Origin of the sequence: Devosia sp. XK-2, from assembly GCF_037113415.1 — a bacterium.
Classification (GTDB): Bacteria; Pseudomonadota; Alphaproteobacteria; order Rhizobiales; family Devosiaceae; genus Devosia.
On the sequence record NZ_CP146608.1, the window covers coordinates 1567362 to 1589689 of the forward strand.

The window sequence follows — 22328 nt, forward strand, 5'->3', positions numbered from 1 at the left end:
CCATTTGTGCGGCACTCGTGCATTTGCCCTGCTATTCGATTGATTAGAGAATAGCCGCGATGCACAACATTTAATCATCGTCCCGATTGCTGCTTTGTCCAACCGAAAGCGGCCTTCGCGCTAAGAGACTGGAATACAGAGCGTTTTCGACCCTGTTCTGTGCTGGCACAACCCGTGCATACGCATGTGGCGGTAACGCCGAAATCGGCCTGTGGAGGCAAGAGTGAAAAAAATCGAGGCTATCGTAAAGCCGTTCAAGCTCGACGAAGTCAAAGAAGCGCTGCAGGAAGTTGGCCTGCAGGGCATCACCGTGACCGAGGCCAAGGGTTTCGGGCGCCAGAAGGGCCATACCGAGCTCTATCGCGGCGCTGAATATGTGGTGGATTTCCTGCCCAAGGTGAAAGTCGAAGTCGTTTGTCCCGATGACTTGGCCGAAAAGGCCATCGAGGCGATCCGCGTCGCCGCGCAAACCGGTCGCATCGGCGACGGCAAGATCTTCGTCTACTCCATCGAGCAAGCCATTCGTATTCGTACTGGCGAATTCGGCGACGACGCGCTGTAAGGGCTCTCCCTTCCAGTCGCATCGCGCCACCAACAGCAACAAGCATTCCGCATTTGACAGGGGAAGACCTAATGACCACCGGAAGCGATATTGTTCAGCGTATCAAGGACGAGAACATCAAATACCTCGATGTGCGCTTCACCGACCTGCGCGGTAAGCTGCAGCACGTCACCATGGACGCGTCGGTGGTTGACGCTGACATGTTCGAAGAAGGCGTGATGTTCGACGGTTCTTCGATTGCTGGCTGGAAGGCCATCAACGAAAGCGACATGGTGCTCATGCCCGATCCGAGCTCGGCCTATATGGACCCGTTCTTCGCCGCCCCGACTCTGGCGATCAACTGCGACATTCTCGAGCCCTCGACCTACCAGCCCTATAACCGCGATCCGCGCGGCATCGCCAAGAAGGCCGAAGCCCTGGTCAAATCCTCGGGTATTGGCGACTCGGTCGTGTTCGGCCCCGAGCCCGAATTCTTCATCTTCGACGATGTGAAGTACTCGACCTCGACCTACAATGTGGGTTTCTCGGTCGATCATTCGGAACTGCCGGTCAACAGTAATGCCGAATATGAAGGCGGCAATAACGGCCACCATATCGGCCTGAAGAAGGGCTATTTCCCGGTTCCGCCGCTCGATAGCGCCCAGGACATGCGCGGCGAAATGCTCGAGGCCATGGGCTCGATGGGCGTCATCATCGAAAAGCACCACCACGAAGTGGCCTCGGCCCAGCACGAGCTCGGCATGAAGTTCAAGCCGATGATCCAGTCGGCCGACGACGTCCTGCTTTACAAGTATGCCGTGCAGCAGGTTGCCAATGCCTATGGCAAGACCGCAACCTTCATGCCCAAGCCCGTCTATGGCGATAACGGTTCGGGCATGCACTGCCACCAGTCGATCTGGAAGGACGGCAAGCCGCTCTTCGCGGGTGACCAATATGCAGGCCTCTCCATGGAGTGCCTCTACTACATCGGCGGCGTGATCAAGCATGCCAAGGCCGTCAACGCCTTCACCAACCCGACCACCAACTCCTACAAGCGTCTGGTGCCGGGCTTCGAGGCCCCCGTGCTGCTGGCCTATTCGGCCCGCAACCGTTCGGCCTCCTGCCGTATCCCCTTCGGCCAGTCGCCCAAGTCCAAGCGCGTGGAAGTGCGTTTCCCCGATCCGATGGCCAACCCCTACCTGGCCTTCACTGCGCTGCTGATGGCCGGCCTCGACGGCATCAAGAACAAGATCCACCCGGGCGACCCGATGGACAAGGACCTCTACGAGTTGCCCAAGGAAGAGCTCAAGGAAATCCCGACCGTTTCCGGTTCGCTGCGTGAAGCTCTGGAAAGCCTGTCGGCCGACCGCGACTTCCTCAAGGTCGGGGGCGTCATGGATGACGACTTCATCGACAGCTATATCGACCTCAAGATGCAGGAAGTGATCAAGATGGAGCACACCCCGCATCCGGTCGAATACGAAATGTACTACTCCGCCTAAGGCGATCGAGTGCGACAGTAGGAAAGGGGCCTTGCGGGCCCCTTTTCTTTTTGGTGCGTTCCGTGATGTGGCGAATGTGGACGGTCTAGACGGCCTGGAATGTCCGGCGCATCACGTCCCGCCATTCATCCGGGGCCTCCAGGAGGCCTTCCAGGTGTTCGGCATCCTGCGGCTCGAAGAAGCGCACGGCAAAGCCGAAATCGAAGAGCCGCACGACCTCGCCGGTGACCCGGCCCACTGTGACGATTTCGCCCACTTCAGGCTGAAAGGCCGCTGACACGGCGGCGCCGGAAATCGAATAATCGACGATCAGGCAGGGCTGCGACCAATTATCGGGCCGCGCGATGACCGTACGCGGATTGCTCGGCATGACGCGCTGCGCCACGCGCCGGTCCGTTTCCGTGGTCCAGAGCTTTTCGCTGAAGCTGGTTATGCGGGCGTTCAACCGCTCCCGCTCGTCCTCGCTCTGTTCCAGGCTCAGTTCAAAACCATCGTCGAACTGGCGGGACACCCTGCCGGTCAGGGCACCGAAGGAATTGAAGCTGGCCGTCACCAGTTCACCCCTTTGAGGAATGACTGGCGCCGTGGCGCGCAGCGTGTCACTCCCGATCATGCGCAGCCTGCAGGCGAATAAATTGACGCCGGGATGGGTCTGCTGAGCACCGATAACATAGCGGCCGGCAACGGTGGCGATACCGTGCAGGGCAATCGTCGGACGTTCCAGAACTTCGGGCACTGCCGATCTCCCTCTGGTTGTCCCAAGAGCATGCCCCAGCCCTGTCAACGCCGTCTTGCACGGCTCGTGCGCATTTTAACGAAATCGGTAAAGCTTGGTTTACGCTTTTTCCGGCTCGGGCGCCGGCCTGGTCAAGGCTTCCAGTTCGTCGACATTTTGCAGCTGGATGAACTGCAGTGCAAACCCGACCTCCAGATGCCGCACGACGCGGCCGACGACGCGGCCCAGAGCCATTGGCGTGCCCAGATCGGGCCAATAATGGGCAGAGACGGCGGCTCCGGAGCGGGACAAATCGATAATGAAGCAGGCTATGCTCCGACCATCCGCCAATACAATCGTGCTGCGCGGATCGCGCGGCAGGAACCGCCTATGCGCGCGCTTGTCGGGCACTTGCGCATGTACGTATTTTTTCTGCCAGTCGATCTTCGCGGCGAGCTTTTCGCGCTCGGCGCCATCCATATCGAGCTCCGTTACGAATCCGGACGAAAGCCGGCGCGTGATCCGGCCGCGCAGCATGCCGAACTCGTTGAAATGCGCCGAGACCCTTTCGCCTTCCCGGCCCACCATGGGGCCGACCGTAACCATCATGCGGGTGGAAATTGAACACAATCGGCAGGCATAAACCGGTAACCGGGAATTTTCCGACGCTCGTCGTTCGGGCAAGGCATACCGGCCGCCCAGCGCGCCGATGAAACGCACATCATGCAGCCTGGCGGATACGCTTTGACTCGCGTCATCAAATGCAGCGATCAATGACATGGGGCCCCCTTCCCAAGTGTCACGTCCAGCTCGATCGAGGGTGCGCTCCTTAAGGAGTTTTCCCAATGGGCGAATAGTTGACCCGAGCACTGTAAATTTGTTCCTAATCCGAAGCTTGGAACGCCCCGCAAACCAGGTTTGAGTCGATTTTGATGACCGATCAGTCCGCCCATGCATTGCTGACACCCCGCGAGATGGACCAGGCCGATGCCTTGGCTGTCCAGGATGGCGTGCCGTCCTCCGAGTTGATGGAGCGGGCGGGCAGGGTGGTCGTGGACGCCATTTTGGCCACCTATGCGCCGTGCCCCGTATTGGTCCTGTGCGGGCCGGGCAACAATGGCGGAGACGGCTTCGTTATCGCGCGTCTGTTGCAGGCCAATGGTTGGCCGGTGCGGCTCTGGCTCTCGACATCTTTAAAATCCCTGCGCGGTGACGCCGCCGCCATGGCCGCGCGCTGGGATGGTCCCTGCGAGTCCGGCCTGCCGGTGCTGGCGGGAACGGCGCTGGTGATCGATGCCATTCTCGGGGCAGGCCTGGACCGCGACGTGGCCGGGGCGCTTGGCGAGGCCATCGAGGCCGTCAACGGGTCCGGCCTGCCGGTGGTGAGCGTCGATATCCCCAGTGGCGTCGATGGCGGCACCGGCGCGGCACGCGGCGTAGCGATAAAGGCGCATTCGACTGTAACCTTCTTCCGGCGCAAGCCGGGCCATCTGCTTCTGCCCGGGCGCGACCTCTGCGGCACGCTCATGGTCGGCGATATCGGTATTCCCCTTACGGTATTGCAAACAATCCAGCCCCGCCTCTGGCACAATGCCCCTGGTCTCTGGTCCTTGCCCAGGCCAAACAGGCATGGCCACAAATTCGACCGTGGCCACGTCGTTGTCATGTCAGGAAGCGCCCTCCAGACCGGTGCCGCAAGGCTGGCCGCCTCGGGTGCCTTCAGGATTGGTGCTGGTCTGGTTACGCTTTGCGGCGACGAGGAGGCCCTCAAGATCCATGCGGCCCACGTCACCGCCATCATGCTGCGGCCGGTGTCCACCGCGGTCGATACGGCTGAGATTCTGGCCGATAGCCGGCATAATGCCTACGTCATCGGTCCGGCAGCCGGCATCGGCGATGCCACCCGGGCTCATGTGCTGACGGCTCTCGCCTCCGGCGCGGCCATTGTTCTGGACGCTGATGCATTGACCAGCTTCGCGGGGGACCCCGACGAGCTTTTCGCCGCCATAGCCGGGCGGCAGGCCCCGGTCGTTATGACCCCGCACGAAGGCGAATTCTCACGCCTGTTCCCTCAGGCCGCAGGCGATAAGCTGGAGCGTACGCGGCTGGCCGCCGAGCGCTCCGGCGCCGCCATCATCCTCAAGGGCAGGGACACGGTGATCGCAGCGCCGGATCGGCGCGCCGCCATCAACGACAATGCTCCTTACTGGCTGGGAACGGCTGGCGCGGGCGACGTATTGGCGGGGATTGTGGCCGGCCTTCTTGCCCAGGGCATGGCCGGCTTCGAGGCGGCCTGTGCGGGGGTCTGGCTCCATGCCCAGGCGGCAGCCGATTTTGGCGGCCCTGGCATGTTGAGCGAAGATCTGCCTCCTCAACTGCCGCCGGTGCTCAAACGCCTCCAATAGACCACGCTCCTGACGCACAATGACACGGCCAAAGGCCAATCATTGATCCTGGCCTTGCTAACTATCTGTCGCGTCACTAAATCAGCGGCCTGGCGGGTGCCGGCACGGCTGGGTTGGCCCGACGCGGCGGACTATTCGGAGCACATTCATGAACAGGGCGCTGGTCGTCATTCTGGCAGCGGTCATGCTCGATGCCGTCGGTATCGGTCTGATCTTCCCGATATTGCCCGCGCTGCTGCGCGAGGTTGGGCACACAACCGACATTGCCACCATTCTCGGTGTCATGCTGGCGCTCTATTCGGCATGCCAATTCCTCTTCTCCCCGATTCTGGGCGTTTTGAGCGACCGCTTTGGGCGCCGTCCCGTTCTTCTGGTTTCCCTGGCCGGGGCGGCCATCGACTACCTGATCATGGCCGTTGCGCCCGAGCTGTGGCTGCTCGTCATTGGCCGCGCCATTGCCGGCGTCACCAGTGCCAATATGGCCGTGGCCACGGCCTATATCACCGACATTTCCAGCGAGCAGGAGCGGGCCCGTCGCTTTGGCCTGTTCCACGCCATGTTCGGGATCGGCTTTATCATCGGCCCGGTCATTGGCGGTCTGCTTGGCGATATCTGGCTGCGCTCGCCCTTCCTGGCCGCCGCGGCGCTTAATGCAATCAATTTCGCATTGGCGCTGTTCGTCCTGCCCGAATCCCGGCCCGGCCAGAAGGGCACCCGTTTCACCTGGGATACGCTCAATCCCTTTAAACCCTTGGCCTGGGCGCTGACCTTCAAGGCGCTCATTCCGCTCATGGCCATCTATTTCATCATGAATCTGGTTGGCACGGTCTATGGCACGACCTGGGCGATCTTCAGCGAAGATGTGTTCGCCTGGAACGGTATGACCATTGGCCTCTCGCTTGGCGCCTTCGGTGTGTTTCATGCCCTCGCCCAGGCCTTCCTGACCGGGCCCGCCGTCAAGCGCCTCGGCGAGCGCTGGGCGCTGCTGGTCGGCATGGCCTTCGAGACCGGCGCCATGCTCACGCTGGTCTTTGCGAGCCAGGGCTGGATTCTATTTGCCATGGCCCCGATTTTTGCCATGGGGGGCATTGGCATGCCCGCGCTGCAATCGCTGACCACCAGGCAGGTCGATTCGGATCGGCAGGGACAATTGCAGGGCGTGCTGGCCAGCCTGGTCAGTCTGGCATCAGTGTTCGGGCCGATCTTCTTCAGCTTTATCTATCATGGGCTCCGGCCGAGTTGGCCGGGTGCGATCTGGCTGGTGGCGATAGGCATCTATTTGCTCGCCTTGCCGCTCATGGCCGGCATCCGCCGCCCTCCAGCAACCACACTGGCCCCATCAATATAGGCAAAGCGGGGACAACCCCCGGATAACTGGGCTTTTGCGCCAATACGGGCTTGCAGGGGCATTTTTTCCAGTCCATTAACAGTTTTGCACCGTCGGGCAGCCGAAAACCCCCGGATTTCCTTGCGTTCCACGCAGAATCACAAAAGGTTGTCGGCGTTTTCGTTCGCCAGAGACGGCGGGCATTCACTGTGAGGAAACGCTATGAACAAAAACGATCTGGTTGGCGTCGTTGCCGACAAGGCTACGATCACCAAAGCACAGGCCGCCGAAGCGGTTGACGCAGTGTTCGAAGCCATTACTGCCGCTCTCAAGGGTGGCGACGAAGTTCGTCTGGTTGGCTTCGGCACTTTTGCCGTCTCCCAGCGCAAGGCTTCGACCGGCCGCAACCCTGCAACCGGTGCCGAGATTCAGATTCCGGCTTCGAACCAGGCCAAGTTCAAGCCCGGCAAAGGCCTCAAGGACGCGATCAACTAAGACCGCGCCTTGCCTGATTTGGCGATCGGCCCCGTGCGGTATTCGTCGGGGCCGTTTCCATTTCTGCAAAAGTCAGTTGACGGGCAGGAGCGGGCACCCTAATCAGGGCGCCGATCCCATGGCCCGAACGGCCCTGAGGGCGATTAGCTCAGTTGGTAGAGCGCTTCGTTTACACCGAAGATGTCGGCGGTTCGAGCCCGTCATCGCCCACCATTATCCGCCGCCACGGCGCGGCGGCCGCCCACTTCAAAAAGCACTCTAATTTTCCGCGCCTTCTCATTGAAGGTACAAGGTTTTCCACAGCCGCGGGCCGCGTTTGTAGAAATTCTGCGACAGAATACGGGCAGGGTGCTTGACTTCCCCATGGGCGCCCAGTACATGGACGCCACGTTGCGCGAACGACTTGTTCGCAAGCGCTGCGGGAGTAGCTCAGTTGGTTAGAGCGCCGGCCTGTCACGCCGGAGGTCGCGGGTTCGAGCCCCGTCTCTCGCGCCACCCTTTTCCAGGGTTTGCGCATCGCTTCCTCCAATGTTCCTGTGGTTTTAAGCGGTTGATCCTCACCGCCCAAGCGCGCTTGTGCAGCGCGTGTTCGGCGATGCATCTGTCGGTCTTGTCGCCTGCGCCACGCTTGGCCCCTCAGGCCCGCACAATGGGGAACACTGCCAACCAAGCCGCCAGCATACCTCAGCACGCCGCCTCACGCGCGTTGCCGGGCGGGTGAGCGCCGCGTCCTGATGCGCGGCACCTATGGCTACTGCTTATGCTCCAGATGTCCTGCTGGGGGCCGGGGCGTATCATCGCCCATTCCGGCCACCGCCGTCATGTGTCAGCGCCTCGTGGCGTGGCCAGGGACCTGCTCCAGGCCGAGCATGATGTCCTGGAGCGAATCGTCCACCAGGATCTCCATGCGCATTTTCGCCATGTCCGGATTACGCTGCCGGATGGCCTCCAGCACGTCCTGATGTTGCAGCAGCCTTGCCGGCTTCAGCGTGGCTGCCTCCACCCCGTCCCAGCCGAGTGTGAGCGTGCGCTGCATCACCGTACTCAGCAAAGTGTTGAACGCTCCGATAAACGGATTGTGCGTCGCGCTCAGAATCTCCAGATGGAAGCGCAGATCGGCTGCAATCAGCGCTTCGCGATCGCGGCCGGCGCTTTTCATCTGCTCATAGGCATAGTCCAGGCGCTCCAGCTCGCTTTCTGTGCGCATCTGAGCGGCCAGCGCTGCCGCGCCAGGCTCGACCATGCGGCGCAGAGGGTGCAGCGTCATGGCGATATCACTGAGCGGCTTGGCATCCAGATGCCAAAGCAGCACATCGGGATCGAGCATGTTCCAGTAGATCGGCAGCGTTACCGTTGTGCCGACCTTTGGCTTGGCCACGATCATCCCCTTGGCCGTTAATTGCGCATACGCTTCCCGCAGGGCGGTCCGGCTCACGTCATATCTGGCCAGCATGCTGGCTTCGTCAGGCATCCGCTCATCGGCGGGATAAGTGCCGGTGACGATCTCGCGACCCAGTTGCTGCAGGACCTTCGCGTCGGCCTTGCTGCTCGATTGGGGAGAGATCAGCCTTTCAACAGCGGGATTGTGGTCGGGTCGAGCGAATTCGTCTGCGGTAAGGTCGCTAAAGGCCATAAAAAGTATCGATCAGATCTGGTGCCGCAAGGGCAGGGCGGTTCTCAGGTATCCCCATATCTGTTCAGTGTTGCGAAAAAAAGCGCGACATGACAACGCCGCGCTACCGATGGCAGCCAAGCGCCCTGTGCATCGATTGACCGGCCAGGGTCCCCCAAGATCTTCTAGCGGGTTAGGCGTCGCCCGGATTCTGCGTCAAACAGGTGCGCTTGATCGCTGGAAATGCTGATCCCGATCATATCGCCCGGGCTCATCGGAATGCGTTCCCGAAAGACGCCGACAAGTTCCTGTTCGCCCAGGCGCAGCGCAACCTGCGTTTCCGATCCTGTCGGTTCAACCACAAGCACCTCGGCCTGCAGCCCGCCTGCATCCAGCCGCAGGTGCTCCGGCCGAATGCCAAGCTTTATCGGGCCCTGCGGCGCATGCGGCACGTCCGAACCCAGTGGAATAGCGGTGCCGTCCGGCATTGCGAACGTTTCCCCTTTGATCGTGCCGTCCAGAATATTCATGGCAGGCGATCCGATGAACTCGGCTACGAACAGGTTATTGGGCGTGTCATAGAGATCCAGCGGGCTGCCGATCTGCTCCACATGTCCCGACCGCATGACCACGATCCTGTCGGCCATCGTCATGGCCTCGATCTGATCGTGGGTCACATAGACCGTCGTCGTGCCCAGGCGGCGATGGTTCATCTTTATTTCGCTGCGCATCTGCACGCGCAGCTTGGCATCGAGGTTGGACAGCGGCTCGTCAAACAGGAAGACCTGCGGATTGCGCACGATCGCCCGACCCATGGCGACGCGCTGTCTTTGCCCGCCCGACAAGTGCCGGGGATAGCGTTCAAGATAGGCTTCCAGCCCGAGCACGCTGGCGGCATTAGCCACACGCGCGCGTATCTCGTCCTTGGGGAAGCGGGCCAGCTTGAGCGAAAAGCCCATATTCTCTTCAACTGTCATGTGGGGATAGAGAGCATAGGACTGAAACACCATGGCGATGTCACGGTCCTTTGGCGCCAGGTCATTCACAACTTGTCCGCCGATCTCGATTTCACCGGCCGTAATGTCCTCGAGGCCGGCGATCATGCGCAGCAAGGTCGATTTTCCGCAGCCCGACGGGCCAACCAGAATCACGAATTCGCCATCGGCAATGTCAATGGATATGCCGTGCAGCACCTCGAGATTGCCGTAGTTCTTTCTCACATCGCGGATAGTGACTGCGCCCATCCGATCCCCCTCACATTGCTGATGCGCACCGGCTTTCTCCGGTCGGCTGCGCCCTCTCTCCATCATGCACCGGCGGCCCGGTGCCCAGCTTTTTGTAATCGACACATTGAGCTGAAACAAGCATTTTGTCCGACAATATATTGACGAATGGGATTGGTCTGCCTAATCATTCGACTATTGACCGTCAATGTTGGGACAAAAGAGGGCATTGCGGTGAATACGGGGAGAGGGAATAGGCCCCGTTGGGAGGGACCGGACAAGCAATAGGCATGCTCTGCAGCAGCGCTCTGGCGTGCTGATGCCGGTCACATGTTCCGCTTTGGAGGAGATTGGAACCATGTCATCAAGCAAGTTTACTCGGCGTGACGTATTGCGGGGCGGCGGTGCCGCCGGTCTAGGCCTATGGGCGGGGAGCCGGGGACTTCCCGCCTTCGCTCAGGATGCGCCCGCCGAGCTGGATCTGCCCACGGGCAGTGCCGGCAAGCTCACGGTCATTCATCGTACCGAATATTTCGAGGCCGCTCAGAACCTGTTCCGCGATGCCGTGGCCGGTTTCGCTGCGGACAATGGTGTGGAGCTCGATATTTCCACCACCAACCCCGAAGCCTTTGGCGATTTCCTGGGCAAGATGTCCGCGGCGGTACGCGCCGGCAATCCGCCCGATCTGGCCTATACGAGCAATGTTTCTGTCCCGCAGATGCATTTGCTGGGGCTGCTCGAAGACGTCAATGATGTCGTCGAGGAGGCCATCAGCCGCTACGGCAATGTCATGCAGGGCATAAACGCCGAAGAGTCCGGCAAGATCGATGGTCGCTGGGTCGCCATTCCGTTCATAGCTAACACCACCGGCACCTTCTTCAGGGGCGACAAGCTGGCTGAAAAGGGCATCGATCCGCAAACTCTCGACACCTGGGAACAGCGCCGCGAGGCCGCCCTTGCCATCTCCGACCCTGACAATGGTTTCTGGGGCTGGGGCCTGACGGTCAACCAGTCCGGCGACGGCTGGGGCGTAGCCTCCGGCATCCTGAACGCCTTTGGTGGTCACTTCACCGACGCCAGCGGCACCAAGGTCGAGTTCGACTCTCCTGAAACAGTGGCCGCCTATGAATTCGTTCGCGAGACGTATGACCGCAACGGCAAATATGCCGCCATGCTGCCGCCGGGCGTCGAGAGTTGGGGCGATATCTCCAATAACGAGGCCTATCTCGCCGGCAGCGTCGGCTACACGCACAACGCGTTCTCGGTCTATGCCGCGGCCAAGCGGGACAACAACCCGGTCTTCCCGAACACGGTTCTGCTCCGCCAGCCTAACGCCAATGACGGCGATAGCCGCGATGGTGGTGCCGTAGGCGGCTGGCTGACCATCTTCAAAGGCGCGCCGAACGTCGAGCTTGCCAAGAAGCTGGCCCTCGACCTGCTTGACCCGGCAAACTTCACCCCGATGTCCTCGGTTGCCGGTGGCCTGTTCATGCCGGCCTATGAAAAGCTCTGGACCCCCGACCTGATCGCGGCCGATCCGAACTATGCGATCATCAAGGACCAGGTCAGCGTGCCCGATCCGTTTATTGGCCCATCCTGGCCCGCTCAGCCTGCGGCACAGATCGACGCCATCCGCGCCCAGGGCATCTTGGAGCAGTCCATGGGCAATGTGATTGCCGGGCGTATGACGTCCCAGGAAGCGGTTACCGACGCACACAACAAGATCGTCCAGCTCTTCGAAGAAGGCGGCATCATGTAATTGGCCTGGGGGCGGGACGCGAAAGCGATCCCGCCCTTTGCCATTCAATACGTGCTGCCCGCGCCGGCCTTGGCCGGGCAGCTTCTATCTATTGTCGGCCGGGCCGTTACTGCGCCCGGGATGGAGTGCGGGCATGGAAGACCGGATGACGTTGGCCGTTGGAGCGACGAAGCAGCGACCGTCGCGCAAGAACTACTTTGAGAGGCTGTTCGGACCCGACTGGAAAGTGGGTCAGCTCTTCGTGCTGCCAATGGTGCTGATCATGGCGCTGTTGATCTTCTGGCCTTTTGTCAACGCCATCTTCATCAGCACCACCTCGTTCAACTATCTGACCGGTGAAACGAACAGCGTCGGCCTGCGCAACTATCAGCGCCTCTGGACCAATAGCGATTTCCTGCTCTCCATGCAGAACACGATCGTCTTCACATTCTGGTCGCTGCTCTACAAATTCGTCATCGGCATGTCCGTTGCCCTTATTCTCAATAGCCGCCTGCCATTCCGCAGCCTGCTCAGCGGCATCATGCTGCTGCCCTGGATCGTGCCCGAAATCGTCACCGCGCTCGCCTGGAAGAGCATCTACGATCCCATGTTCGGTGGCCTGAACCCCATCCTGCAGGGGGTCGGCATTATTGACCGCCCGCTGGGATGGCTTTCCGATCCCAACATGGCCATGGGCTCCATCATCTCGGTCAATGTTTGGAAGGGCATCCCCTTTTATGTGCTGCTGCTGCTGGCGGGCTTGAAAGCGGTAGATCGTGAACAGATTGAGGCGGCACAGGTGGATGGGGCGAACGCGGTCGAGCGCTTCCGCCATGTCACACTGCCCAGCCTGCGCTACGTCATCGTGGTGACCATGCTCTTGTCGTTCATCTCGACCTTCAATCAGTTTGGCCTGCCTTTCCTGATGACAGGCGGCGGCCCGAGCGGGGCGACCAAGCTTTATTCCATTCTGGCCTATGAAAAGGCCATCGGGTCTCTGCAATACGGCCCGGGCATTGCCATTGCCTTCTCCGTCGCACCTCTCATGGCCATTCTCATCTGGCTATTGGCGCGCTTCATGCGGCATGACGACAAGCGCGATGGCGGGTTCGACGCTCGGCCGGGCTTGGCCGATCGGCTGGTGGCGCTTGGCGGCAAGGGCGTCAATGTGCTGCTCGATATCGTCTTCTGGCCCATCAATCTCGCCTTCACCGGTTTCGGTGCGCTGGTCGGCCAATTGCGCCGCGCCACTGGAAGGCCAGCCACGCGCCCCTTGACCAGCACTGCCGTCCGTCGCGAACTCGGCCCTTGGCTGCGCGTGCTCCTGCTTCTGCCAGTGCTGATCTTTGTAGCTTTTCCATTCTACTGGATCGTAACCACCTCGCTCAAAACCACTGAGCAGATCAGCCAGCGCGAATCCATTTTCTGGCCCCAGCCGGCGACGTTGGAACAATACCGTTCGCTGGTGCAGGACACGCCATTCCTGACCTGGCTATTGAACTCGGCTTTCGTTTCGGCGGCAGCCACAATCATCTCGGTGTCGCTGGCCGCGCTGGCCGCCTACGCCCTGACCAGGCTTCGGTTCCGCGGCGCGGGCGTGCTGACGACCCTGCTGCTGATCACCTATCTGCTGCCGGGCACTCTGCTGTTCATCCCGCTCTACCAGACGCTGAACTCCATGGGCATTATCAACACCCACACGGCGCTCATCGTCACCTATCCGACATTCCTCTTGCCCTTCGCCACCTGGGTGTTGATGGGCTATTTCCGCTCCATTCCGGTGGAGTTGGAGGAAGCCGCGCTCATCGATGGCGCCAGCCGGCTCTATATCTTCTGGCGCATCACCCTGCCTCTGGCAGCGCCGGCCATCCTCTCGGTAACGCTGTTTGCTTTCACCAACGCCTGGAACGAATTTCTCTTCGCCTTCGTGTTCATCACCTCCGAGTCGCTGCGCACCCTGCCGATTGGCCTGCAATCGCTGGTGGTGGGCGACATTCTGCCCTGGGGCAAGCTCATGGCAGCGTCTCTGCTGACGGCCGTGCCCGTGGCTGTGCTCTATGTCTATGCGCAGCGCTTCCTCGCCGAAGGGCTTACCGTGGGAGCCGTCAAGGGATGAGCGCCAAGCGGCTGACTGGGGCGGCGGTCGACCTGGCGACAAGGGAAAATCCTGCCCCATCGGCCGTCGACGCCATGGTGAGCAATATCAGAGGGCTGATTTCCGATGGCGGCCTGCAGGTGGGGGACAGCCTGCCGACCGAAAAGGAGCTTTGCGAACGCTTCGATGCTGGCCGCAACACGGTTCGAGAGGCGATGCGCATCCTCAAGGCCTATGGCATTGTCTCGGTGCGCCCCAAGGTCGGTGCCACAATAATTGACGACCGGATGGAGCGCGCGCTCGATCTGTTCTCCTTCAATACGCTCGATATTTCGCGCCGCACCTTCAACGACATTCAGGGGTTCAGGAAACTCATCGAGGTCGGTACCGTCGATACGCTGTTCGACAACGTCAACGGGCAGAGCATTGTCGATTTGCGCGAGATCAACGAGCGCTTGCGCCGCGCCCAGACCATCTCGGACGCCTCGGAACAGGATTTCAGTTTCCACCTGCGGCTTGTTTCCATCCTCAACAATCGCGCCGTCCGCGATGTCTACCGCATCATGAAGCCGGTGATCATTCGCATCATGGAACGGGCCAAGCAGTTGCGCGACTTCAACGAGGACACAGTCGAGCAGCATGCCGCCATTGTGGACGCGCTCGAGATGCGGGACCGCATTCACTACCAATATGCGCTGGTTTCGCATCTGGAACTGGGACTTTGGGCCTTCGAAGAGGAGACGAAGGCCGAACAGGGAGCCTTGTAAGGCCCCCCGATACGAGTACGGGCCGCCAGGTTCGCATGGGATCGGGCCGCCCGAACACGGCGTCATGAAGACGCTTGATTGAGGGAGGACGACTATGAAGACCATGAGTATTGCATCACTGGTCGCGGCGAGCATGCTTGCATCGACCAGCCTTTCTATCGCGGGCCCCGAAGTGGTGTCGGGGCCGGGCGCTGACCCGACCTGTTTTGCGCCTTGGAGCGAGGACACCAAATTCATGCAATGGCCCGCCCAGGAGGGCCCGTACCGGATCGCCATCGTCAATGGTTTCGTCGGCAATACCTGGCGCATCCAGATGATCAAGACGGCCAAGGCCTTCGCCGAGGACCCGGCGATCAAAGACAAGATCGCCGAGTTCAAGGTGGTCTCGACCGGCACTGACGCCCCCGCCCAGCTCGGCGCGATCGAGGATTTCATCAACCAGGGCTTTGACGCCATTGTCACCATTGCCGTATCGCCAGATGGCTTCGACCGGGTCATTCGTCTGGCTGATCGCGAAGACGTCGTGCTCGTGCCATTTGACAATGTGCTCGACACAGACGCGGTCATGCAGGTGAACGAGGACCAGACCTCCATGGGTCAGCAATGGGCCCAGTTCCTGATCGATCAGCTCGCGGCCGAGGGCAAGACGGGCGGCAAGATCCTCGAAGTGCGCGGCCTGGCCGGCAATTCAGTGGACCGGGACCGTTCGGCGGCCATCCACGAAACCTTCGCGGCCAGCGGTGGCGACTGGGAGATCGTGGAGGTCGTGGGCAATTGGGATGACGGTACGGCCCAGAAAGTCACCGCCGACGCTATTGCCGTTCATGGCCAGTTCGATGCTGTCGCCGCGCAGGGCGGCACCACCGGGGTCGTGCAGGCGCTCATCGATGCCAGTCACCCCATGGTGCCGATTGCGGGCGAATCCGAAAATGGCTTCCGCAAGCTGGTTGCCGAGCATGCTGACGAGGGGTTGAAGGGCATTTCCATTGGCCAGTCGCCGGGCCTGGTAGCCATTGCCATGAAGGCTGCCGTGTCGGCGCTCGAAGGCAATATCATGCCGCAATTGATCTCGGTACCCCTGCCGGTCGCGACCTACGATCAGCTCGAGGATGGGGTCAATTACTGGTCCGACCTTCCGGACAACTTCTTCACCGTCAACGAATTCCCGCCTTGCGGCGTGAACATTTCCGGCCCTGCGATCATGGCGCAGTCCGAAGCCGACGTGAAGTAATCGCCAAAGGGGCGGCGCCCGGTGCGGCGCTGCCCCGTACTATGTCCGCCAGCGGAGTGCCATCCCTCTATGTCGAACCAACCCTTTGTGCAGTTGTCCGGGATCACGAAATATTTCGCCGGCACCCGTGCGCTGGAAAATGTCGACTTTGCCTGCGAACGAGGCTCAATTCACGCCGTTCTGGGAGAGAATGGTGCGGGCAAATCGACCCTGATCAAGACCATTGCCGGCGTGCTCAAGCCCGATAGCGGCACCATGCATATCGAGGGCCGGGCAGTGAATTTTTCAAAGCCCGCGGAAGCCAATGCGGCCGGGGTGATCTGCATCTTTCAGGAACTCTCGCTGGTTCCCGACCTGACCGTTGCCGACAATATCAGCCTGGCCGCGCCGCCGCGCCGCATGGGCATGATCGACGCCCGCGCCCAGCGCCGTTTTGCCGAGGCCATCTTGGCCCGCATCAAATGTGAAGATGTCGATCCCAATGCGCTGGTGCGCGACCTCTCGTTGTCCAGACGGCAAATGGTTGAAATCGCCAAGGCCCTGGGCAAATCGCCCAAGCTGCTCATTCTGGACGAGGCGACATCGGCCCTGACGCGCAAGGATGTTGAGACTGTCTATGCGCTGCTCGCCGAGTTGCGCGAGGAGAACGTGGCCAGCCTGTTCATCTCCCATCGCATGAACGAGGTGGAACGCCTCTGCGACACCCTTTCGGTCTTCCGCAATGGGCGTCACGTGGAAACCTTCGCCAAGGGTGCCAAATCCGATCGCGAGATCGTCCGGCTGATGATCGGCAGGGAGGTCGATGGGCAATTTCCGCCCAAGCCCCCGTCTGAGCCGCGTCCCGCCCACCTCCGGATCGAGGACCTGTCCTGGGAAAGGCGTCTCAAGGGCACGACCCTTTCGGTGGGCAAGGGCGAAATCGTCGGCCTCGGAGGCCTCGATGGACAGGGGCAAAAAGAGCTCATGCTTGCCCTTTTTGGTGTGTTGCGCGGGGTCGAGGGCAAAGTCGGGGTAGGGGGGCAGTCAGGCGCGCCATCCTCGCCGGCCACCGCCAAACGCGCGCCACGCCGCATCTGTCTCGTGCCCGAGGATCGCAAGACCGAAGGGCTGATGTTGCCCATGTCGATTGCCGATAACCTCCTGGCCGCCTCCTATGCCCAGGTTTCGCGCGGACCCTTCATCGATCCGGCCCTGGAGACGCGGGCGGTCGATGCCGCCATTGCCAAATTGCAGATCAAGATCGGCTCACCGCAGGATGCAGTGGCGACGCTTTCGGGCGGCAATCAGCAGAAAGTGGTCATCGCCAAATGGCTGATGACCGATCCCGAGGTTATTCTCCTCAACGATCCGACCCGCGGTATCGATGTCGGCACCAAGCAGGAAATCTACCGTCTCATGCGCGAACTGGCAGACGAGGGCAGGGCAATCCTCTTCTATTCAACCGATTATGCCGAGTTGATCGGCTGCTGCGACAGGGTGGCGATTATGTATGACGGGGCCATTGTCGCCGAGCTGACCGGCCAGGATATCAACGAGGAAGCCATTATTGGCGCTTCGCTCAATATCGGCACGCCCACCCTGGAGGCCGTGTCGTGAACGCCATGATGTCGGCCCTCGGCACCAGCGTCCGGCAGAACCGTGGCTTTTATGGCGCGGTGTTGATGCTGTCCGTCCTCTACCTGATCTATAACATCCTGCACCCGCGCGGCTTTTCCACGGCAGTGCTTATTCAGAACGCCAATGAATCGGTGGCCATTGTCTTTGTCGCAATGGCGCAGACCGTTCCCGTTCTGCTCGGAGGTCTCGATCTGTCGGTGGGCGCCGTCATGACGCTTGCGGCATGTATCGCTTCCGCTCTGGTCAATGGCTCGCCGCTCCAGATCGTCTTCGGCATCCTGGTGACATTGCTGGCGGGCACTGCCTTTGGCTTCTGCAATGGCCTGATCGTCGTCTATGGGCGACTACAGCCGATCATAGCGACCTTGGCCACCGGGGCCATTGCCATGGGTCTGGCTCTGTTTATTCGTCCCAAGCCCGGCGGCGACATCGATGGTGACCTCAACTGGGCGCTAACCAATTCCCTATGGGATTTTGTCGACACCTACGGGTTCTTCGACCCCGACGCGGCCTGGTTTGCGCCGGTGTCCTGGATACCCGTGCCGCTCCTCATCATCGTCGTGCTTGGCGTCTGCGTCTGGTTGCCATTTCGGCGCACCGTCATCGGCCGGACCATTTACGCCATCGGCTCGGCCGAGGGGGCGGCCTATATGTCCGGACTGCCCATCGACCGCGCCAAGATTGCTGCCTTCACCCTGGCCGGCTTCTTCGCCGCCTGCGGAGGTCTCTATCTGGCCATCCAGACCGCTTCGGGCAACGCCGATCTCACCCAGGCTGGGGCCTATACGCTCAATTCCATCGCCGCCGTCGTCCTGGGCGGCACCTCGCTCCTGGGCGGCATAGGGGGTGCAATCGGTTCGATCATCGGCGCGCTTATTCTTCGCGTCATGTCCTTCTATTTCCGCATCCTCTCGATTGATCCATTGCTGCAGCCCCTGGTCGAGGGTGTGGTGCTGCTCGCCGCTGTCAGCCTGGGGGCATTCCGCGTGCTGCGCATCAAGAACCGCCTCGAGCTCTTTCGTTAGGAGACGTCATGCAGATCGCCCTCTCGCGTCTTCGGCCCGAAGACAAACCCGTGTTCATCTCGGCCGGATTCGTGTTCATTATCCTTATCCTGGGCACCGTCTACACCCTGGCGACCCAGGGCACGGCGCCATTGTTCTCGCCCAATTACCTGCTCCAGCAATTGCAGGCAGGCTCATTCCTCGGCATCGTCGCGGCTGGCATGATGATGGTTATCCTATTGGGGCACATCGATCTTTCCATCCCCTGGACCCTCACCGCCGCCGCCATGATGGCCACCGCGGTCGGCGGCGACCTGGCCCTCCCCACTGGCATTGCCGTCGGCGTCGCCGTGGGCCTGGTCAATGGCCTCGGCGTCGCCTATCTCCGCATCCCGTCTATGATTTTTACGCTGGGCGTGGACTCGGTCATGCGCGGCCTCATGGTCTGGCATACCGGGGGCTTCGCGCCGCAGGACCGGGCGACGCCGCTGATGCGAATGCTTGCGGCCGACAAACTGTTTGGCATCCCCGTGGCCATCTTTGTCTGGACAGCCGTCTCCCTTGTCATCGTGCTGCTGCTGTCGCGGACCGCGTTCGGACGATCCGTCTACGCCACCGGTAACCGCGAGGCTGCCGCTTATCTTTCGGGCATCAGGACGCGTTGGGTCATCGTGGGCGCCTTTGTGGCCTCGGGGGTCTGCGCCGCCATCGCCGGCATTCTCCTGGCTGGTTATTCAACCAAGGCCTATCAGGGCATGGGCAATGCCTATCTGTTGCCGGCACTCGCGGCCGTGGTCATCGGCGGCACCCGCATTCTGGGCGGGCAGGGGCGCTATGTGGGCACGCTGGTCGGCGTTACCCTCATCGTGCTTCTCAATTCCGTGCTGTCGATCATGCAGATGCCCGAAGCGGGCCGTCAGGTCATCTATGGCAGCGTCATCATCGGCATGCTTCTGGTCTATGGCCGGGGTAGCCGCAATCTCGGCGGATAAGGGCCCGGCCGTTCAGTGCCACCCCTAGGCGATCATTCGAACCAGGTCGTCCCGGGATATTGGTGCGCCTTCGCCACCTCTTCATTGAGCTCGAGCCCGATACCCGGCCGGTCGCTGATCTTGATCTTGCCATTCTCGATGATCTCGCCGCCATCGGTAATGGTCGACCAATAGTCGCGGTGGAACCAGTGATATTCCAGCACCAGGAAATTAGGCACCGTGGCGCAGACATGGGCGGACGCCATGGTGCCGATCGGCGAGGAAACATTATGCGGCGCAAACGGGACCGAATAGAGATCGGCCAGCTCGGCAATCTTGCGGCATTCGGAAAGCCCGCCGCATTTGGGAATGTCGGGCATGATGATGTCGACGGCCTGCTGCTCGAGCAGCTTGCGGAAGCCATGACGCAGATAGAGATTTTCGCCGGCGCAGATGGGCGTTGACGTGCTGCGGGTGATTTCCGCCATCACGTCGATATTTTCAGGCGGTACAGGCTCTTCGAGCCACATCAGCTTGAGCGGTTCGAGGTCGCGCGCCAGCCGGATGGCGCTGTGCTTGTCGAGCCGCGTATGCAGGTCCGCCGCCACATCGACCGACGGCCCCGCCGCTTCCACAACCATGCTGGCCAGCTCGACCATGCGGTCATGCTCCCAGCGGTTGGGCGTCATGTTGAACTTGTCCTTTTCGTACCAGCCGGTCTCGCTGCCCGTATGCCCATAGGCGCGGATGTCCAGGTCGACCTTGAGCGCGCTGAAGCCGGCCTCCAGCACTTCGTCCACCACCGCCTGAACTTCGCCCATATTCATGCCGGGAGACACTTCGCAGTCGCAATAGACGCGAATGTCGTCGCGAAACTTGCCGCCAAGCAGCTCGTAGATTGGCACTTTGAGCGCCTTGCCCTTGAGATCCCAGAGCGCAATCTCGATACCCGTCAGCGCGGTAATCAGAGCGCCGGCAAAACCACCTTCGAATACCAGGCTGCGGCGGATATCCTCAAATATGGCGTCGATGGCGAAAGGATCCCGGCCGATCAGTTTGGCGGCCAACTCCTGCTGGATAATGGCAATGGCCTGATGCCCGCCATGGACGCATTCGCCCAGGCCCGTAATGCCCGAATCCGTCTCGATGCGAACCCACAAATGCATGCAATGGCCGCGTGTCGCCGCTGTTTTGACGGACGTGATTTTCACAAGGATCCTCCCGGAACTGGCATTGTCTTGTCATTCGTCCGCGCACGATGCCATCGACAATGGCATCGCGGCAGCGGCCCCGTCGGCATTGGCCTCTTAGCCTTTGACAGCGCCACCGGTCAGCCCGGAGATCACATAGCGCTGTGCCAGCAGGAAAAAGGCGATTGCCGGCAGGATGGACAGTGTCAGAAAAGCCAGAATACGCGGCCAGTCCGAACCATATTGCCCCTGGAACTGCATGATGCCGAGCGGCCACGTATATTTGGCCTCGGAGTTGAGCACGATCAGCGGCAACAGGAAGCTGTTCCAGCTCCCTACGAAGTTGAATACGCCCACAGTCGCGATGATCGGCAGGCACAGCGGCAGCGTGATGTACCAGTAGATGCGGATATAGCCGCAATTGTCCATGCGCGCGGCGTCAATCAGCTCCTTTGGTAGCTCCTTGAAGAAATTGTGGAACAGTAGCACCGAAAAGGACACGCTGAACGCCACTTGCACGATGATAATGCCCCAATGGCTGTCGAGCATGCCCAGGTCCCGCATCTTGATGAAGAGCGGCAGGATGCCGGTGGCGGCAGGGAACAGCAGGCCAAGCATCAGATAGCCCAGGATGAACCGGCTGCCGAAAAACTTGATATGGGCCAGGGCGAAGGCCGTCATGGAGGCAACGAGCGTCGAAAGAACGACAGTGCCCCCGGCAATGAGCAGGGAATTGCCCAGCGACGAGAAATAGCGCGGTCCGCCGAGGATTTCGGCGAAGCGGACGGTGTCCCAGCTCGCCGGCAGCCCGAACGGATTGACGCGCAATTCCCCGATTTCCTTAAAGCCGCCAAGGGCCGTCGTGTAGAACGGCACAATCACGAAAGCGACCACGACCATCAAGCTGATCCACTGAACGGGCGAGATGACCGGACGGCGTTTTTTTGAAGTGACGGCCATCAGTTCTGCTCCACTTTGAACAGGATGCGACGATAGGCCAGCGCGACGATCACGCAGGCGATGAACAGCAACACGCTGACCGCGCCGCCAAAGCCCAGCTTCATGCGCAGAATGCCGAACTGGTAGAGGAAGGTCACGATGGTGTGGCTGGAGTGCGATGGTCCGCCATTGGACAAGGGGATGATCAGGTCGAATAGCTGCAGCGCCCCGGTAATGGCGAAGAACACCGAGATGACGATGGCCGAGCGGATCATCGGGATTTTGATGTGGCGCACGATCTGCCATTTCTTGACGCCGTCGAGCCGGGCGGCCTCGATCACCTCGTTCGGGATCGATTGCAGGCCCGCTATGAAGATCATCATGTGGAAGCCGAAATACTTCCAGGTAATGACCAGCATGATGGCGGGGATCACCCAGAGCTTGTCGCCCAGCACGAAGGGCATATCGACGCCAATGGCCCCGCCGATCGCCGGCAGCAGGCCGTAATTGCCGTCATAGACGAACTTCCAGATCAGTCCCGCGGCGACTTCGGCCAGCATATAGGGCAGGAAGAACAGGACGCGGATCAGGTTGATATGCGCGCCACGCTCGGCCAGCGCGATGGCGCACCACATGGCGAGCGGCAATTGTATGAGCAGCGACACGGCCACGACGATCAGGCTGTTTCGGACCGCTGTGCCGAAATTGCGATGCGTGATGACGTCGGCATAGTTTTCAAAGCCGACAAAGTCGGTGATCGGACCATAGCCGTTCCAGTCGAAAAACGAGAACGTGGCTGCGTCGATCATCGGCAGCACGACGAATGCCGTGAACAGGATCAGCGATGGCGGCAGGAACAGCAGCAGCGCAATAATGCTTTTGCGATCGGTGTAGCGCCTGCGATGAAGGGTAGCCCGTTCACCCAGATCTGTTCCGGTAGCGACACTCGTCATGAA

19 protein-coding genes and 2 tRNA genes are annotated in these 22328 nt (G+C 60.9%); 14 read left to right on the forward strand and 7 right to left on the reverse strand.

Features of this window, described 5'->3' with window-relative positions:
* Positions 1-223 precede the first annotated feature (223 nt).
* Both V8Z65_RS07540 and glnA read left to right on the forward strand, forming a co-directional pair.
* Positions 224-562, forward strand: a complete 339-nt coding sequence (locus V8Z65_RS07540) for a P-II family nitrogen regulator (protein WP_067452386.1) — start codon at positions 224-226, stop codon at positions 560-562.
* 71 nt (positions 563-633) lie between these two features.
* The gene (gene glnA, locus V8Z65_RS07545) at positions 634-2043 is read left to right on the forward strand and encodes a type I glutamate--ammonia ligase (RefSeq protein ID WP_338723541.1); all 1410 of its coding nucleotides are present in this window, start codon (positions 634-636) and stop codon (positions 2041-2043) included.
* 85 nt (positions 2044-2128) lie between these two features.
* Here the strand turns inward: glnA and V8Z65_RS07550 are convergent, their stop codons facing one another.
* Positions 2129-2779, reverse strand: coding sequence for a PilZ domain-containing protein (locus tag V8Z65_RS07550; RefSeq protein WP_338723543.1), 651 nt, complete (start codon positions 2777-2779; stop codon positions 2129-2131).
* 99 nt (positions 2780-2878) lie between these two features.
* Entirely contained in the window at positions 2879-3388 is a 510-nt protein-coding gene (locus V8Z65_RS07555) for a PilZ domain-containing protein (protein ID WP_338723545.1), read from the reverse strand.
* A gap of 302 nt (positions 3389-3690) precedes the next feature.
* Here V8Z65_RS07555 and V8Z65_RS07560 point away from each other — a divergent pair, with 302 nt between their 5' ends.
* The 5 genes from V8Z65_RS07560 to V8Z65_RS07580 all read left to right on the forward strand — a co-directional run bounded on the left by V8Z65_RS07560 (position 3691) and on the right by V8Z65_RS07580 (position 7480).
* Complete coding sequence (locus tag V8Z65_RS07560; RefSeq protein ID WP_338723546.1) at positions 3691-5163, forward strand: NAD(P)H-hydrate dehydratase; 1473 nt, start codon at positions 3691-3693, stop codon at positions 5161-5163.
* 148 nt (positions 5164-5311) lie between these two features.
* A complete protein-coding gene (gene tet / locus V8Z65_RS07565) occupies positions 5312-6511 on the forward strand; it encodes a Tet(A)/Tet(B)/Tet(C) family tetracycline efflux MFS transporter (protein WP_338723547.1) in 1200 nt (399 codons plus the stop codon).
* A gap of 201 nt (positions 6512-6712) precedes the next feature.
* Entirely contained in the window at positions 6713-6985 is a 273-nt protein-coding gene (locus V8Z65_RS07570) for an HU family DNA-binding protein (RefSeq protein ID WP_046104301.1), read from the forward strand.
* 137 nt (positions 6986-7122) lie between these two features.
* Positions 7123-7198 (forward strand) — tRNA-Val (locus V8Z65_RS07575).
* Positions 7199-7403: 205 nt separating this feature from the next.
* Positions 7404-7480, forward strand: a tRNA-Asp gene (locus tag V8Z65_RS07580).
* Positions 7481-7811: 331 nt separating this feature from the next.
* Here the strand turns inward: V8Z65_RS07580 and V8Z65_RS07585 are convergent.
* On the reverse strand, positions 7812-8618 hold the full coding sequence (locus V8Z65_RS07585) for a FadR/GntR family transcriptional regulator (protein WP_338723549.1): 807 nt from the start codon (positions 8616-8618) through the stop codon (positions 7812-7814).
* A gap of 164 nt (positions 8619-8782) precedes the next feature.
* Positions 8783-9841 (reverse strand): sn-glycerol-3-phosphate ABC transporter ATP-binding protein UgpC, encoded by a 1059-nt coding sequence (gene ugpC, locus V8Z65_RS07590; RefSeq protein WP_338723551.1) that lies wholly within the window; start codon positions 9839-9841, stop codon positions 8783-8785.
* Positions 9842-10178: 337 nt separating this feature from the next.
* Between ugpC and V8Z65_RS07595 the strand changes: the two genes are divergently transcribed.
* From V8Z65_RS07595 to V8Z65_RS07625, 7 genes are all read left to right on the forward strand, one after another.
* Entirely contained in the window at positions 10179-11579 is a 1401-nt protein-coding gene (locus tag V8Z65_RS07595) for an extracellular solute-binding protein (protein ID WP_338723553.1), read from the forward strand.
* A 145-nt stretch (positions 11580-11724) separates the two neighbouring features.
* Positions 11725-13674 carry an ABC transporter permease subunit gene (locus tag V8Z65_RS07600; protein ID WP_338723554.1) on the forward strand — a complete coding sequence of 650 codons (1950 nt, stop codon included), beginning with the start codon at positions 11725-11727 and terminating at the stop codon, positions 13672-13674.
* Positions 13671-14420 (forward strand): FCD domain-containing protein, encoded by a 750-nt coding sequence (locus tag V8Z65_RS07605; RefSeq protein WP_338723555.1) that lies wholly within the window; start codon positions 13671-13673, stop codon positions 14418-14420. The genes V8Z65_RS07600 and V8Z65_RS07605 overlap by 4 nt, the downstream gene beginning before the upstream one ends.
* A 94-nt stretch (positions 14421-14514) precedes the next feature.
* Complete coding sequence (locus V8Z65_RS07610) at positions 14515-15651, forward strand: sugar ABC transporter substrate-binding protein (protein WP_338723556.1); 1137 nt, start codon at positions 14515-14517, stop codon at positions 15649-15651.
* Positions 15652-15720: 69 nt separating this feature from the next.
* On the forward strand, positions 15721-17247 hold the full coding sequence (locus V8Z65_RS07615; RefSeq protein ID WP_338723557.1) for a sugar ABC transporter ATP-binding protein: 1527 nt from the start codon (positions 15721-15723) through the stop codon (positions 17245-17247).
* A gap of 5 nt (positions 17248-17252) precedes the next feature.
* Entirely contained in the window at positions 17253-18293 is a 1041-nt protein-coding gene (locus tag V8Z65_RS07620) for an ABC transporter permease (RefSeq protein WP_338723981.1), read from the forward strand.
* 8 nt (positions 18294-18301) lie between these two features.
* Positions 18302-19264, forward strand: coding sequence for an ABC transporter permease (locus V8Z65_RS07625; protein ID WP_338723558.1), 963 nt, complete (start codon positions 18302-18304; stop codon positions 19262-19264).
* A 32-nt stretch (positions 19265-19296) separates the two neighbouring features.
* Here V8Z65_RS07625 and V8Z65_RS07630 read toward each other — a convergent pair whose 3' ends face one another.
* The 3 genes from V8Z65_RS07630 to V8Z65_RS07640 form a co-directional block, all read right to left on the reverse strand.
* Positions 19297-20454: a mandelate racemase/muconate lactonizing enzyme family protein gene (locus V8Z65_RS07630; RefSeq protein ID WP_338723559.1), complete on the reverse strand. Its 1158-nt coding sequence runs from the start codon at positions 20452-20454 to the stop codon at positions 19297-19299.
* Between the two features lie 96 nt (positions 20455-20550).
* Complete coding sequence (locus V8Z65_RS07635) at positions 20551-21393, reverse strand: carbohydrate ABC transporter permease (protein ID WP_338723560.1); 843 nt, start codon at positions 21391-21393, stop codon at positions 20551-20553.
* Positions 21393-22325: a sugar ABC transporter permease gene (locus tag V8Z65_RS07640; RefSeq protein WP_338723562.1), complete on the reverse strand. Its 933-nt coding sequence runs from the start codon at positions 22323-22325 to the stop codon at positions 21393-21395. The genes V8Z65_RS07635 and V8Z65_RS07640 overlap by 1 nt, the downstream gene beginning before the upstream one ends.
* Between the last annotated feature and the right edge of the window lie 3 nt (positions 22326-22328).

Coding starts and splice junctions, on each gene's coding strand:
- glnA (WP_338723541.1), top strand. CDS start 634: ATGACCACCGGAAGCGATATTGTTCAGCGTATCAAGGACGAGAACATC.
- V8Z65_RS07560 (WP_338723546.1), top strand. CDS start 3,691: ATGACCGATCAGTCCGCCCATGCATTGCTGACACCCCGCGAGATGGAC.
- tet (WP_338723547.1), top strand. CDS start 5,312: ATGAACAGGGCGCTGGTCGTCATTCTGGCAGCGGTCATGCTCGATGCC.
- V8Z65_RS07570 (WP_046104301.1), top strand. CDS start 6,713: ATGAACAAAAACGATCTGGTTGGCGTCGTTGCCGACAAGGCTACGATC.
- V8Z65_RS07585 (WP_338723549.1), bottom strand. CDS start 8,618: ATGGCCTTTAGCGACCTTACCGCAGACGAATTCGCTCGACCCGACCAC.
- ugpC (WP_338723551.1), bottom strand. CDS start 9,841: ATGGGCGCAGTCACTATCCGCGATGTGAGAAAGAACTACGGCAATCTC.
- V8Z65_RS07595 (WP_338723553.1), top strand. CDS start 10,179: ATGTCATCAAGCAAGTTTACTCGGCGTGACGTATTGCGGGGCGGCGGT.
- V8Z65_RS07600 (WP_338723554.1), top strand. CDS start 11,725: ATGACGTTGGCCGTTGGAGCGACGAAGCAGCGACCGTCGCGCAAGAAC.
- V8Z65_RS07605 (WP_338723555.1), top strand. CDS start 13,671: ATGAGCGCCAAGCGGCTGACTGGGGCGGCGGTCGACCTGGCGACAAGG.
- V8Z65_RS07610 (WP_338723556.1), top strand. CDS start 14,515: ATGAAGACCATGAGTATTGCATCACTGGTCGCGGCGAGCATGCTTGCA.
- V8Z65_RS07615 (WP_338723557.1), top strand. CDS start 15,721: ATGTCGAACCAACCCTTTGTGCAGTTGTCCGGGATCACGAAATATTTC.
- V8Z65_RS07620 (WP_338723981.1), top strand. CDS start 17,253: ATGATGTCGGCCCTCGGCACCAGCGTCCGGCAGAACCGTGGCTTTTAT.
- V8Z65_RS07625 (WP_338723558.1), top strand. CDS start 18,302: ATGCAGATCGCCCTCTCGCGTCTTCGGCCCGAAGACAAACCCGTGTTC.
- V8Z65_RS07635 (WP_338723560.1), bottom strand. CDS start 21,393: ATGGCCGTCACTTCAAAAAAACGCCGTCCGGTCATCTCGCCCGTTCAG.
- V8Z65_RS07640 (WP_338723562.1), bottom strand. CDS start 22,325: ATGACGAGTGTCGCTACCGGAACAGATCTGGGTGAACGGGCTACCCTT.